The organism is Methylobacterium sp. E-066 (assembly GCF_022829635.1).
In the GTDB taxonomy this organism is placed as follows: domain Bacteria; phylum Pseudomonadota; class Alphaproteobacteria; order Rhizobiales; family Beijerinckiaceae; genus Methylobacterium.
Genome location: NZ_JAKSYO010000068.1, coordinates 54,762 through 68,309, shown reverse-complemented (window position 1 = coordinate 68,309; position 13,548 = coordinate 54,762). Strand labels below are relative to the sequence as shown.

At 70.2% G+C, this 13,548-nt stretch carries 13 protein-coding genes; 8 read left to right on the top strand and 5 right to left on the bottom strand.

Features of this window, described 5'->3' with window-relative positions; translation table 11 throughout:
- Positions 1 to 5 precede the first annotated feature (5 nt).
- From MKL20_RS07570 to MKL20_RS07560, 3 genes are all read right to left on the bottom strand, one after another.
- Positions 6 to 1,241: an acyl-CoA dehydrogenase family protein gene (locus MKL20_RS07570; RefSeq protein ID WP_244036159.1), complete on the bottom strand. Its 1,236-nt coding sequence runs from the start codon at positions 1,239 to 1,241 to the stop codon at positions 6 to 8.
- A 357-nt stretch (positions 1,242 to 1,598) separates the two neighbouring features.
- On the bottom strand, positions 1,599 to 2,264 hold the full coding sequence (locus MKL20_RS07565; RefSeq protein WP_244036158.1) for a methionine ABC transporter permease: 666 nt from the start codon (positions 2,262 to 2,264) through the stop codon (positions 1,599 to 1,601).
- Positions 2,254 to 3,375 (bottom strand): methionine ABC transporter ATP-binding protein, encoded by a 1,122-nt coding sequence (locus tag MKL20_RS07560; protein WP_244036157.1) that lies wholly within the window; start codon positions 3,373 to 3,375, stop codon positions 2,254 to 2,256. Before MKL20_RS07560 ends, MKL20_RS07565 begins: the two co-directional genes overlap by 11 nt.
- A gap of 493 nt (positions 3,376 to 3,868) precedes the next feature.
- Between MKL20_RS07560 and MKL20_RS07555 the strand changes: the two genes are divergently transcribed.
- From MKL20_RS07555 to MKL20_RS32930, 5 genes are all read left to right on the top strand, one after another.
- The gene (locus MKL20_RS07555) at positions 3,869 to 4,804 is read left to right on the top strand and encodes an ABC transporter substrate-binding protein (RefSeq protein ID WP_244036199.1); all 936 of its coding nucleotides are present in this window, start codon (positions 3,869 to 3,871) and stop codon (positions 4,802 to 4,804) included.
- 4 nt (positions 4,805 to 4,808) lie between these two features.
- On the top strand, positions 4,809 to 5,852 hold the full coding sequence (locus tag MKL20_RS07550) for an LLM class flavin-dependent oxidoreductase (RefSeq protein ID WP_244036156.1): 1,044 nt from the start codon (positions 4,809 to 4,811) through the stop codon (positions 5,850 to 5,852).
- A 353-nt stretch (positions 5,853 to 6,205) separates the two neighbouring features.
- Positions 6,206 to 6,607, top strand: a complete 402-nt coding sequence (locus tag MKL20_RS07545; RefSeq protein ID WP_244036155.1) for a hypothetical protein — start codon at positions 6,206 to 6,208, stop codon at positions 6,605 to 6,607.
- Positions 6,608 to 6,770: 163 nt separating this feature from the next.
- The gene (locus MKL20_RS07540) at positions 6,771 to 6,980 is read left to right on the top strand and encodes a hypothetical protein (protein WP_243940874.1); all 210 of its coding nucleotides are present in this window, start codon (positions 6,771 to 6,773) and stop codon (positions 6,978 to 6,980) included.
- Complete coding sequence (locus tag MKL20_RS32930) at positions 6,977 to 7,105, top strand: hypothetical protein (RefSeq protein WP_279594593.1); 129 nt, start codon at positions 6,977 to 6,979, stop codon at positions 7,103 to 7,105. The genes MKL20_RS07540 and MKL20_RS32930 overlap by 4 nt, the downstream gene beginning before the upstream one ends.
- Before the next feature lie 161 nt (positions 7,106 to 7,266).
- On the opposite strand, the gene MKL20_RS07535 is transcribed toward MKL20_RS32930, so the two are convergent.
- Positions 7,267 to 8,190 (bottom strand): helix-turn-helix transcriptional regulator, encoded by a 924-nt coding sequence (locus MKL20_RS07535; protein ID WP_244036154.1) that lies wholly within the window; start codon positions 8,188 to 8,190, stop codon positions 7,267 to 7,269.
- 291 nt (positions 8,191 to 8,481) lie between these two features.
- Here MKL20_RS07535 and MKL20_RS07530 point away from each other — a divergent pair, with 291 nt between their 5' ends.
- Genes MKL20_RS07530 through MKL20_RS07520 form a run of 3 tightly spaced genes read left to right on the top strand, consistent with a single transcriptional unit; the run spans position 8,482 to position 12,313 of the window.
- A complete protein-coding gene (locus MKL20_RS07530; protein WP_279594592.1) occupies positions 8,482 to 10,701 on the top strand; it encodes a TonB-dependent receptor in 2,220 nt (739 codons plus the stop codon).
- A gap of 2 nt (positions 10,702 to 10,703) precedes the next feature.
- On the top strand, positions 10,704 to 11,066 hold the full coding sequence (locus MKL20_RS07525; RefSeq protein ID WP_244036153.1) for a hypothetical protein: 363 nt from the start codon (positions 10,704 to 10,706) through the stop codon (positions 11,064 to 11,066).
- Positions 11,063 to 12,313, top strand: coding sequence for an MFS transporter (locus tag MKL20_RS07520; RefSeq protein WP_244036152.1), 1,251 nt, complete (start codon positions 11,063 to 11,065; stop codon positions 12,311 to 12,313). Before MKL20_RS07525 ends, MKL20_RS07520 begins: the two co-directional genes overlap by 4 nt.
- Here the strand turns inward: MKL20_RS07520 and MKL20_RS07515 are convergent.
- The gene (locus MKL20_RS07515; protein WP_244036151.1) at positions 12,301 to 13,494 is read right to left on the bottom strand and encodes an MFS transporter; all 1,194 of its coding nucleotides are present in this window, start codon (positions 13,492 to 13,494) and stop codon (positions 12,301 to 12,303) included. The genes MKL20_RS07520 and MKL20_RS07515 overlap by 13 nt on opposite strands.
- Positions 13,495 to 13,548: the final 54 nt, after the last annotated feature.

The window sequence follows — 13,548 nt, the reverse complement described above, 5'->3', positions numbered from 1 at the left end:
GTCCCTCAGGCCGTGCCGACGCGATACTGGCGCGGCGGCTCCGTGCCGTTCACCGCGAAGGCGCCGACGATCCGGTCCCGGTAGATCCGGGGATTGTGCGAGGCGATGGTGCGCGCGTTGCGCCAGTAGCGGTCGAGGCCGAGCCCCTGCTTCACCGCGGAGGCGCCCAGCGCATCGAACAGGATGGTGGTCGCCTCAAGCACCAGGTTCGTGACCACGGTGACCGCCTGGTTGACCTCGACATCGGCCAGAGCGATGGCGCGCTCCGCCTCGGCGTCGGTTCCCTGGCCGCTCCGGTCGCGATGCAGCTCGTAGACCCGCTGCAACGCCTCGGCCGCCTTCAGCGCCACGGCGCCGGCCGCGTAGGCGTTGCCGCGCACCCGGCCGACCACGGCCAGGATCTGCGGATCGTCGGCGGTCCGCCCGGCATTGCCGTGGCTGTAGATCCGGGTCCGCTCGGCCACCAGGCGCCCGACATCCTCGGCCGCGGCGCGCCCGATCCCGGCGAGCGTCGCCAGATGGACGAGCTGGAAGAACGCCATCGCGTAGGGGAAGCGGGCCGGGTCGGGCTTGATCAGGTCGGGCGACAGGACGACGTCGTCGAACCGGATCGTGCCGCTCGCGGTGAGCGCCTGGCCGAACCCGTCCCAATCGTCGACGATCGCGACGCCCGGCGCCCCGGTCGGCACGGCCGCCACGATCGTGGTGCCGTCCTCGTCATCGGCCGAGAGGTGGATGTAGTCCGCGAACAGCGACCCGGTGGTGTAGAATTTTTTGCCCGACACGACCCGGTCGGCGCCCCGGCGGCGCACGACCGTGTCGAACTGGCCGACCTTGGCGGCCCCGGTCTCGGAGACGCCGCTGCCCACCGTCTCGCCGGCGGCGATCTTCGCGATCCAGCGCGCACGCCATTCCGGCGCGGTCGAGCCGAGCACGTCCTCGGTGAAGCCGAAATGGGCCCGCAGGGCGTTGGTGACGTTCGAATCGGCCTGCGACAGCTCGGTCAGCAGATTGAACAGCTCGGGCAGGATGGCGCCGTGGCCCCCCGCCTCGACCGGCAGGCGCAAGGTGGTGAAGCCGGCCTCCTTCAGCCAGCCGATCTCGGCATGGGGCAGGCCATGTGTGCAATCGCGCTCGACCGCCGTGGCGCGGATCTCCGCGAAGACGGGCCGGAAGCGGTCGGCCAGTTCCTCGTAGCGCTCGCTCGGGCCAGCGCCCCAACCCGCATCCCTCTGCGACATCGCCTTGAGCATCCCATCCAGATCGTCGCTGCCGGACACTCGAAGGCGTTCGGCGCGAGACCTATGGATTCGCCAAGTCGGGCCGCGATCTCAAGCCAGCGCGCAGGAAAAACGACCGTTATCGATCGATTTGGAACCGTAATCTCTTCACGAACAACTGCATGAATAGGCGCTTCCTCCGGCGGGCCTGGGAGGAAACAACGTTCTCGCTGGACGAAAGCGCGGATAAGGGCTTCCGCAGCTTCTTTCCAGCGGGTGCGCCCTCGCTCCGAGCGCGCCGCAACAGCTTCGGCGCACATCGTCTCTCCCGGGATCACCGTCCTGGGATTCTCCGAGCCGGTTTGGTGATGCGGCGGATCAACTCCGGCGATGGCGCCGGTTGAGGCCTCGTGCCAGGCGCTCGCCCGCGGTCTGGAACATCTGCACGAGCACGATCAGCACGACCACGACAGCGAGCATCATCTCGGGCCGGAAGCGCTGATAGCCGTAGCGGATGCCGAGATCGCCGAGCCCGCCGCCGCCGACCGCGCCGGCCATGGCCGAGTAGCCGATCAGCGACACGACGGCGAGGGTGAGCCTCATGACGATGGCGGGCAGCGCCTCCGGGATGAGCACCTTGCGGATGATCTGCGACGGGCTCGCCCCGAAGGCCCGGGCGGCCTCGACCAGGCCTTGATCGACCTCGCGGATCGCCGACTCCACCAGCCGGGCGATATAGGGTGCCGCCGCCACCGTCAGCGGCACGCTGGCGGCGTAGGTCCCGATCGAGGTGCCGGCCACCAGGCGGGTGAACGGGATGATCGCCACGACCAGGATGATGAAGGGCGTCGAGCGCGTCGCGTTGACGATCACGCCGAGGGCGGCATTGAGCGCGGGCGCCGCCAGCAATTCGCCCCGCTGGCTGGTCGCCAGGAACACCCCGAGCGGCAGGCCGAGCACGGTGCCGATGATGGCGGCGAGCGCCACCATGGTCAGCGTGTCGAGAGTGGCCTGGACCAGGAGGTTGATGAGTTCAGGCGACACGGGCGGCCTCCCGAGCGACGTCCTGAGCCGGCGGAAGATAGCCGAGGAGATCAGCCGGTATGTCGAGCGCGGCCAGATAGGCTTGGGCTCGGGCGGTGACATCCGGCCCCGGGGACAGACCGACCGCGAGGGAGCCGAAGCGCTGGCCACCGATCTCGTCCACCGCGCCGGCGAGGATTGCCGCCTCGATCCCGGTCTCGCGGGCGAGCCGCGCGAGAATCGCCGTATCGGCCTGCGGACCCCGGAGCGACAGCCGCAGCACCGGCACGCCGCCGGGGCGCGGATCGGCCGAAATCCGCTCCGCGAGGCCGGCCGGCAGGTCGAGCCCGACTTCGCCGGCGAGCAGGCTGCGCGTGACCTCGGCCTGTGGCTGGGTGAAAACGTCATAGACCGAGCCGCGCTCGACGATCGCGCCGTGGTCGATCACCGCCACCTCGTCCGCCACCGCGCGGATCACCGACATCTCGTGGGTGATGAGCACGATAGTCAGGCCGAGATCGCGGTTGATCCGCTTCAGGAGCGCCAAGATCGACCGGGTGGTTTCCGGGTCGAGGGCCGAGGTGGCCTCGTCGGAGAGCAGCACGTCCGGCTCGGTGGCGAGCGCGCGGGCGATGCCGACGCGCTGCTTCTGGCCGCCCGACAGCTCCGCCGGGTAGCGGCCGGCCTGGGCCTCCAGGCCCACCAGCGCGAGCAGTTCCGCCACCCGGGCGCGGATCGCCGCGCGTTTCCAGCCCGCGAGTTCCAGCGGCAGGGCAACATTGTCCGCCACATTGCGCGAGGACAGCAGATTGAAGTGCTGGAAGATCATGCCGACCCGGGCGCGCACCGTCCGCAGCTTCCGCTCGGGCAGGCTCGACACCTCCGCAACGCCGACCACGACCCGGCCGGCGCTCGGGCGCTCCAGGCCGTTGATCAGCCGGATCAGCGTCGACTTGCCCGCCCCCGAGCGTCCGATCACCCCGAGGATCGTGCCGGCCGGGACGGCGAGGTCGATGCCCGAGAGCGCCGCCACCTGCGCGGCGCCCTTCCGCGCCGGATAGGTCTTCGAGACGTTCTCGAACCGGATGAGGGGTGGGCTGGCGGGATCGCGGGACGGCGGCAGGTTGGACACAGCCTATGGGTGCTCCTTGATCGGGACCGAGCGGTCCGCGACGGCTTCGGGTCTTACGGAAGCGATCTGTATGACGGTCGGCGCCGAGAGGGGTCAAGGAAAGGCGGGTACATAGTTCCCCGGCTCCATAGAACGATTTTTCTGAAAGTGTGCGTTATGGAGATCGATTTTTCAGCCGGGGCTGGCATGTGGCCGACCTCCCAGTCGGCGGAGGTTCGCTCGACACCGTGTGATTCCCCGATCGCCAAAGGCTCTTTGCTGTTTTCTGTCGTCGCCGAAGAGGAATTGCCCTTCGATCCGCGCTGAATTCGGAACGCTGTCTCATTGATCGATCCCCCGTGGACGGGCTTCAATAGAGGTCGCCCAATCCAGGAGCCGACGAACCGAGGATCGTCGGTTCCCGCACGCATGCGGATGGGCGCCCACCGAGCCGGAGACCACGATGACCGACGACACGCCCGCAGGACGGTCCCCGTCCCGCCGGACGCTCCTCATGGCTGGCCTCGGCGCTGCGGCGCTGCCCTTCGCGTCGCCGGCCGTGCATGCGGCGGCGCGCGAGGTGAAGATCAGCATGCAGCGTTCCTCGGTGCTCTTCACGGTCCTGAAGGTGAAGGGCACCCTGGCCGAGCGCCTGGCGCCCCTTGGGTTCACGCCGACCTGGCACCTGTTCACCAGCGTCACCGAGCCGATGAATGCCGGGGCGGTCGACATCCATGCCGACGTCGCCGACGCGGTGCCGATCTTCACCCAGTCTGCGCGGGCACCCCTGACCTTCTACGCCCGCGAGCGCGGTGCGCCGGCCGCCGAAGCGATCATCGTACCGGCGGATTCGCCGATCCGCACGGTCGCCGACCTTAAGGGCCGCACGGTGGGCGTCGCGCCGGGCTCCGGGAGTCACTACGTGCTGGCCGCGGCCTTGAAGCGCGCGGGCCTGCGCTTCGACGACATCCGACCGGCCTATCTGCAGGCGCCGGAGGGTGCCGCAGCGTTCGAGCGAGGCAGCCTCGATGCCTGGTCGATCTGGGACCCGTTCCTGGCTTTCGCCGAAGCCAAGCGCCCGGTGCGCACCATCGCGGACGGAACCGGTCTGACGAGCTACCACCGCTATTACTTGGTCAATGACAGCTTCGTCGCCGCGCATCCGGAGGTGGTCGCCACGGTGTATCAGGCGCTGGTCGAGGCGGGCCAGTGGGTGAAGGCCAATCCGGACGCGGCGGTGGCGCTGCTCACCCCCGTCTGGGGCGACCTGCCCCCCGCCGTGGTGGCCGCGGCCAATGCCCGGCGTACCTATGTGGTGGAGCCGGTGGAACGGGCGCAACTCAGCGAGCAGCAGGCGATCGCCGACACCTTCCTCGAAGCCAAGCTGATCCCGCGCCGGATCGACGCCACCGACGTCCGGATCTGGACGCCGCCGGCGGTGAAGGGCTGAGGCAATGGCCGACGCACCCCGCTTCGGCATCTGGGCCGCCGTCCACGGCTCCCGGGCCGCCCATCACGATCCCGACGAGCCGGACGACGCGAGTTGGGAGCGCAACCGCGCCCTTGTCCTTGAGGCAGAGGCCCTGAGCTTCGATTCGGTGCTGGTCGCCCAGCATACGATGAACCCCTACGACGCCGGCCGCGACCAGCTCGAAGCCTGGACCGCCGCTTCCGCCCTGGCGGCGCTGACGACGCGGATCGAGATCATCGCGGCGATCAAGCCGGGGCTCTACCACCCGGTGGTGCTCGCCAAGATGGCGCTGCAGATCGAACACGTCAGCGGCGGTCGCTTCGCCCTGAACCTCGTGAATGCCTGGAACCGGGCCGAGTTCGAGCGGGCCGGCCTGCCGTTCCCCGCCCATGACGACCGCTACGCCTACGGGCGCGAGTGGATCGGCCTGGTGGACCGGCTGATGCGCGGCGAGCGCGTCACCTTTTCGGGCGCGCATTTCCAGGTCGAGGAGTACCAGCTTCGCCCCGCCGGCACCTATCGGCCACGACCAAAAATCTATCTGGGCGGCGAATCCGAGCCGGCCCGGGCGCTGGCGGCGGACCACGCCGATGTCTGGTTCATCAACGGCCAGCCGGTCGAGGATGTCCGCGGGCTGATCGCCGACGTGGCCCGCCGGCCAGCGGCCAACGGGCCGTTGCGCTACGGGCTCTCGGCCTTCGTCATCGCCCGCGAGACCGACGCGGCGGCGCAGGCCGAGCACGCCCGCCTCCTCGCCCTGGCGCAGCGCGACGCTGCGTTGCGCGCCGATACCCGTGCCCGGACCGATACGGCGAGCGTCATGTTCGCCAAGGTTGACGCGGCGGCGACCCGCCACGTCGGCACCAACGGCGGCACCGCTGCTGGTCTGGTCGGCAGCTACGAGACCGTGGCGGCCCGGATCCGCGCCTTCCACGCGGCCGGCATCGACCTGTTCATGCTGCAGTTCCAGCCCTTCGAGGCCGAGATGCGCCGGTTCGCCGAGCACATCCTCCCGCGCGTCCGCTGACCTGCTCGGCCCGACCCTGCACGACTATCTCGGTCTCGAGCGGGTGGCTTGGACGCCTGTCACCGGCCGTCGTCGATACATCCCGGTCCGTCGCCCCTGGTATCGGATCAGGGTGTCACGGCCCAACCTCTCCTGTGGCCCGTTCGGCGCGTAAGGACCGCGCAGAATCGGCTCATGTAGCTGGGAAGAGCGATCAGGTCGGCTCGCTTCGGGGCTAATGGGCCGGTGTCGGGATTATGGACGGTCACCCGCTCGCCCATTCCAGCAAACATTTCCTTCTGTGAAGCGGTGGGGATCGGCGACCGGGCGTTCACAAGGAAGATCGTCTCGGGCTGGCGCCACGGGAGCAAAAAATGATTGGTCCGATCTCTGAATCGCCGGATCGATCGGCGACGCCGCCTCTACGTCTCGAGGCTGTGAGCGCCGGCCAAATCCGATCGGATCGGTTGGACACGGAAACGCTCATCGCGGCACTGCTCGCCGATGTCCCCGCCGAACGGCAGTCGGCGCAGGCCGTCGCGGCGGCACTCGCCGCTTCGAAGCTGTGGCCGAAGGCGTACGCGTTCCTTCAATCGTGGTTCGAGCCGAGCGACGCCACGCCCGGCACCAAAAAGCAGCACGAGGAGGCCGTCCTGAGGGACATCATTCTTGCGCGGCGGGTGCGCTGGGCCGAGCGTCTCGCATGGACCGCCAAAGCGGCCGGAGACGAAGTCGAAGGCGAGGAATGCATCGCCTTCGCACTGGTCGCCCGCTAACTCCTCGGTGATCGCCCGCTCACGGAAATCCCGCTCGCGGTCTGGATCGCCAAGAACACGGTCGCGGCATCAGCAAAACGTTAGCCACAGGTCGGCGGCAGGAACCGATGCCGACACCAGTGCTTGGCCCCTCGCTGGCGCTAGGATCAGTAGGAGGAACGATATGTCGAGCGACCACGAGAAACACCAGGACCTCCTCCGCGCCCTGAAAGCTTCACAGGGCCAGCGCGACGGCTCCTTCGACGAGGCGGTCACCCGTGCCTTCGAGCACGTCTTCGAACATCTCGGGCGCCTGAATTCGCATGTTTCCCTCGGCGGTCCCGAGGGCGAGGATCGTCATCTGAAGGCCGGCGAGTCACCGACGCTGCGATGATTGCAGGGCTGGGCTTCCAGATCAGCCTCGGCGCCGGCATCGCGGTGACCGGCGAGTATCGGGGCCAGATCGGAGGCAACCTCCGCTCGCATGCCGGGACCGCATGCATGCAGCTGCGCTTTTGAGGGGGCCCGCGGCGCGTCTGCGCCGGGGTCATGACCTGAATGTCGAGGCCGTAGAGCTCGACGCACCAGACGGATCGCGGTAAAACAGGCTCCGAGAAGCTTCTCGCTGCCCATGCACCGGGCGTCCGCCAACGCGGGCGCTCCGGCAGTTCAAACTTTTCTCACTCGGCGGCCCTGCCCGACCGGCGGACCTCTGAGGGCGTCAGGCCGAAGCGCTTGCGGAAGGTGCGGTTGAAGTAGGACAGGTCGCCGAACCCGACATCGAAGGCGATGGCGCTGACGGGCCGGGCGTCCTCGATATCGGTGAGGCGCTGCATCGCCCGGTCGAGGCGGCGGCCGAGGACGAAGCCCGAGAAGGTCTCGCCCTCCGCCTGGAACATCGCCTGGACCTGCCGGCTGGAGATCTGCTGCGCCTGCGCGACCGCCTCCAGGCTCAGGTCCGGCCGGCCGAGGCGCTGCTCGACCTCGGCCTTGAGCGCCTGGATCCGCAGATCGCGCCGGCTCAGGCCGGGCGAGACCATCACGGGGGCTGGCTCGCGCACCGTGAAGGCGAGGAGCTCGGCGAGATGCGCGCGGACGAGGTCCGCGATGCCGGCGGATCCGACCGGGATCAGCCCCCGCAGGAGGCTCGCCCCGTAGACGGTCAGGGTCTGCAGGCCGGGATGGTCCCGGCCGATCCGCCGGACGAGCCCGGTCTCCAGCGCGGCGAGCGGGCCGGTCAGCCGATCCCGCTCGATCGCCAGGAGGTCGATCCGGTCGACGCCCAGCGCGTCGAAGACCGCGCCCCGGCTCGCGGCAACGAGCAGCGCGTCTCGCGAGCAGCAGGCGACGCTGCGGCCCCCCAAGGTCACCTGGAGGCGTCCGACCGCGGGCCGCACCAGCAGCAGGCGTTCGCCCGGACCCTCGTCGCGCCAGCGCCGGGACGGCTCGAACACCGAGGCGATGCCGAGATCCGGGACGAGGCGGATCGCCGTCCGACCCCGGAACGGGATGGAATCGGGGCCTTCGACCGTCCGCGGGACCGCGCCCCCTGCCGCATCACCGGATGCGGAGCGCGGCGGCGCGGTCATCGCGGTGCCGAGCATGGTTGTTCCATCATCGCCCCCCCGATCACCGTGTGGCTGCGCAGCAGTCCGCACGCGATCGCGCCAGAGTCCAAGCTGATCTGAGATCACCATGCTAGAGCCCCATGGCGATGTCGAGAGTTGTTCCGTCTTCGACTGGGCGTCCCGGCATCCGAAAGCGATCTGATATTAAATTAGACAAGTTTTAAACTGGACGTCGAGCGATCCTCTTGTGCGTTCTACGCGCAAGAGAGGGTTCGGCAGGTTCGGACGGCGTTCCAACGCGGACGCGCAGGGGTGGGTCTGACAATCATGCGTACGCTTCGTCTCGTCGCGATCCTCGGTGCGGGGACGGCCCTGGCCGGCGCGGCTCGGGCCGAGACGGCGGCCCCCGCCGTCGCCCTCGACGAGATCTCCGTGACGGCCACCCGCGCGCCGCGCCGGATCGAGGACGTGCCGCAGAGCGTCCAGGTCGTCGATCGCGACCAGATCCGCCAGCAGCTCGCCCTGACCCCGAACCCCTCGGCGGTGCTCTCGAAGCTGGTGCCGGGCTTCTCGGTGCCGAACGGCACGATCTCCAGCGCCTCCGAGAGCTTCCGGGGCCGCAATCTCCTGGTCCTGATCGACGGCGTGCCGGTGAACACGCCGCTGCGCGACGTCTCGCGCATCCTCAACCTGATCGACCTGAATTCGGTGGAGCGGATCGAGGTGGTGGCCGGTGCCTCCAGCCTCTACAGCGCGGGCGCCACCGGCGGCACCGTCAACTTCATCACCCGGCGCCCGACGGACGGGGCCCCGGTCGTCACCGTCAACACGGCGATCCGGACCTTCACGGCCGATCCGGTCCACGGCGTCGCGCCCGAAACCTCGATCAGCGTGACCGGCAAGGTGCCGGACGGCGTCGATTACGCCTTCACCGGCTCCGGCCGGTTCGCCACCCGCACCTATGACGGCAAGGGCCGGGAACTGCCCTCGGACGGCCAGCTCGGCCAGGGCGGCGGCGACCGCTTCCAGCTCGGCAACATCAACCTGCGGCTCGGCTACGACCTCGACCTCGCCAAGCGCGTCGAGTTCGGCCTCACCCAGATCCTGCTCAACCAGGATCCGCGCTACCTGACCGATTACAGCGGGGCCTTCGCCCGGCCGAACTACGCGCAGCCCTATATCGGCCTGCCGGTCGCCGAGGATACGCGCTCGCTCTACCTGCGCTATACGGACCGGGATACGCCGCTCGGCAGCCTCTCGATCCTCGGATTCTACAACGACATCAACAAGCGCTTCAATTATACGCAGTTCGCCTATCCGGCGAACCCGTTCGTCACCTACTCGTTCAACCCGACCGCGCCCACGAGCCTCGCCAACCAGACCGCGCTCGCGACCGAGCGCGGCGGTGTCAACCTCACCCTCGATACGGATCTCAGCGCCCTCCTGCCCGGGATGAAGCTGACCTGGGGCTCCGACGTGATCACCGAATCCACCCGCCAGCGGGCGCGGGACGGCTCTGACGTGTTCACGCCTCTGCAGCAGAACAGCTATGCCGGCTTCGCCCTGCTCCAGCTGCCCATCGGCGAGCGGCTGACCGTGCGCGCCGGCATGCGCTACGAGCACTTCGACCTCGACGTGGCGGGCTTCACCCGGCCGACGACCTTCGCGGCGAGCGCGGCGCGCAACGCGCTGGGTTACTCGACCTTCGTGCTGCCGGCCCTCAACGTCACCGGCGGCAAGTTCTCCTACTCAGCCCCGACCTTCAACGCCGGCGCGACCTTCAACCTCCTACCGGGCATCGATCTCTACGGCGGGTTCAGCCAGGGCTACGCGCTCGCCGATATCGGCGCCTTCACGCGGCGGGCCGGGTTGTCGCTGGCCTATGCCTGCCCGATCACCCGTCCGTTCTGCCTGCCGGCGGGCACCACTATCGCGTATTCCAGCATCGCCCCGCAGGCCCAGATTGTGAACTCCTACGATTTCGGCATCCGCGGCCGGAGCGGGATCTTCTCCGGCAGCCTCGGCGGCTTCGTCTCGACCTCTGACGACGGCACGACCTTCGACCCGCTCACCAACCGGCTGAGCCAGCAGAAGGAGATGATCTACGGCGTCGAGTTCACCGGGAACGCGCAGGTCACCGAGCAGCTGAGCCTCGGCACCGTGCTCGGCTACCGCGAGGGCCGCTACGACACCAACAAGGACGGTCGCCTCGACAGCTACCTCCCGAACAACCGCATCGGCGCGCCCTTCCACGGCACGGTCTCGGGGACCTACCTGTTCGCGAACGGCGTCTCGCTCCGGGTGGAGGGCGAGGGCTTCAGCGGCCGCGACGCCCGCATCGACCTTGTCGGAACCCGCTACCGCCTCAAGGACGCGTTCACGGTGAACGCCGCGGTCGGCGCGCCGCTCGCAGGGGGCGAGCTCTACGCCTCCGTCGACAACCTGTTCGACCGCGCCTACTGGAATCCGACCGCGACCTCGGTGCGCAACCTGACCGTCTACGGGCTCGGGCGCACCGTCACCGTCGGCTATCGCCGGACCTTCTGAGGATGGTCGACCTCGAAGAGACCGGCAACCTCATGGTCCTGCGCTATCTCGGGCCGCCCGAGCCCGGCGACGAGACCGCCTATCTCGACGCCCTGGAGCAGGTCGGGGCCCGGTCCGCGCCGTTCGCCCTGATCCTGGTACTCGGCGGCATCGGCAAGCTCTCGGCCGCCGCCGAGCGGGCCCAGGCCCTCTGGTTCAAGCGCACCCGCGCCGATCTCGACCGGCGCTGCCGCGGCCTCGTGATCGTGCGGCCGGGCTTCGAGGAGGCAAGCGCCGACGTGTTCCGCCGGCTCTGGACCTTCCCGATCGCAATCGCGCCGGACGAGGCCGCCGCGCGGACCACTGTCCGGACCTACCTGGCATGAGCGCCGCCCCCTCGGTCCCCACCGCCGTGGCCGCTCCGGCCGCAGGCCGCCGCGAGCGGATGTCGCTCTTCGCGGTGCTCGCCGCCCTCTACATGGCGCAGGCGATCCCCTCCTACCTGATCGCCGCGGCGCTGCCGCCGATCATGCGCGAGTCCGGCGTATCCCGGGCGGCGATCGGCTACCTGAGCCTCCTGTTCCTGCCCCTCGTCCTGAAATTCCTCTGGGCGCCGCTGATCGACCGGGTGCGGCCCTTCGCGCGCGCACACCGGGCGGGCTGGGTGGTGCTGACCCAGATCGGCGTGATCGGCTGCATCCTCGCGATGTTGCCGCTCGGCCCGACCAACGTGCCCGGGATCATCGGGATCGGCTTCCTCGCCGCGCTGCTGATCGCGACGCAGGACATCGCCACCGACGGCTACGCCGTGAAACGGCTGCGGCCGGAAGATCGCGCCGTCGGCAACGCCATACAGGGCGGCTCGGTCGCCCTCGGGGTGGTGGTCGGCGGTACGCTGAGCCTCGTCCTCTACCACCATGTCGGCTGGGCCGGCATGCTGCTGACCGCGGCCGCCTTCTCGGTTCCGCCGCTGTTTGCCGCCTTCGCTATGCGCGAGGGGGGCCCCGAGACCGGCGCCGTCGCGCCGCGCCCCTCGATCCGGGCGTTCCTGCGGCGGCCCGAGGTGCGCACCATCCTCTGGGTCGCGCTCACCTACCGGGTGAGCGAGGGGCTGGTGAAGGCGATGGAGGGGGCCTACCTCGTCGATGCGGGCGTGCCCCTCGACCAGATCGGCTACCTGTCCGGCGTCTCGGCGATGACGGCGGGGCTCGCCGGCTCCGGCATCGCGGCGCTGCTGGTCCGCCGCTACGGCACGGCCGCGACCCTCGGCCTGCTGGGCGGAATGCGGACCCTGTGCTTCGCCCTGTTCGCGGCACATGCCCTCGGGGCCGTGGTCGGCCTGGGGCCGCTCTTCGGCGCGGCCGGGTTCCAGACCCTGATCCGCTACATGGAGATCGTGGCGCTCTACAGCCTGTTCATGGCGGTGTCCTCGGCGGAGCAGCCGGGCACCGACTTCACGATCCTCGCCTGCGCACAGCTCGCGGTCTACCTCATCGGCGCGCTGATCTCGGGCAAGCTCGCCGACCTCCTCGGCTACGGCGCCCTGTTCGGTCTCGCGACACTGCTCTCCGGCCTCGCCACCGTGGCGACCGTCCGCCTGCTCGGGCCCGGCCGCGCCGGTCAGGCGGCCTGATGACGGGGATCGTCCGGCCGAAGCCGCGCCGCGGCGGCGATCAGGGCGAGCCCCAGGGCCGCGCAGGTCCAGAACGGCAGCGCGGGCGCGATCCGGAACGCCGCGCCGCCGCACAGGGCACCGATCCCCTGGCCGAGCACGTGGACGCTCGCGAGCCAGCCGGCAGCCGCGGCCTGGGCTTGCACGGGCACCCGGGCGACCAGGGCGGCGGTGTAGTGCGGGGTCGCCAGGGCGATGCCGGCGCCCGCCAGGACGGCCCCGAGCACGGCGAGCCAGGCTCCGGGCGCACAGGCGATCAAACCGGTGCCCGCCGCGAAGCCCGCGAGCCCGAGGCCGAGATTGCGCCGCAGGTTCGGGCCGAGACGCGGCACCAGGAGCAGCTGCGTCAGGATCATCGTCACCGCGACGAGGGCGAAGGTCGCACCGGCCAGTCCCGCGGCACCCGCCGCGTCGAGGCCGAAGCGCTGCTGCAGGAACAGGCCGAGCACGATCTGGATCTGACCGAGACCGAGCGTCAGGGCGAAGGCGATTCCCATGAGCGGCGCGGCCGCGCGCAGGATTCCATCGCGCCGCGCTTCGGCCGGCTTGGCCTTGGGGCGGCCGACAAGGTCGGGGGCGGCCAGCAGAAGCAACGGGCTCGCCGCCAGCGCGATCAAAGGCGCGGCCGTCCCGAAGATCCCGACGGTCGTCACCAGCGAGCCGAGGATGCGCCCCGCCGACAGCCCGGCGCCGAGCCGGCCGAGCGCCGCCGGGCGCGCGGCCTCCGACACCGCCGCCACGAGGGCGGCCTGGGCGTGCGGCATCACCCCGGCCGCACCCGCCCCGTAGGCGATCCGCGACGCGACGAGCAGCGCTACGGCCGCCGCGGCGGGCAGGGCCGGCCCCGCGAGGGCGAGGGCGAACAGGCCGTGACCCAGCGCCATCAAGGCGGCGAGCGCCGCGAACAGCCGGCGCAGGCGCCAGCCGGTCCCCCAACTCCCCCAGGCGGGGGCGCAGATCAGGAACGCGACCGCCCCCGCGAAGGCGACGCCCCCGATCGCGGGTGCATCGAGCCCCGTGCGCTCGGCCATCACGGGAACCAGGGCGAGCACCGCCGACTGTCCGAACCCCACCGAGGCCGCGGCAAGCGATAGCCGCCCGGCCGCCCCAGTCCCGGGAGCCTGCACGTCGATCCGAACCATGTCCCCTCCATAAGCCGGCGGATCCTATCCGGCCGATCGCGGGGCTGGCAATCA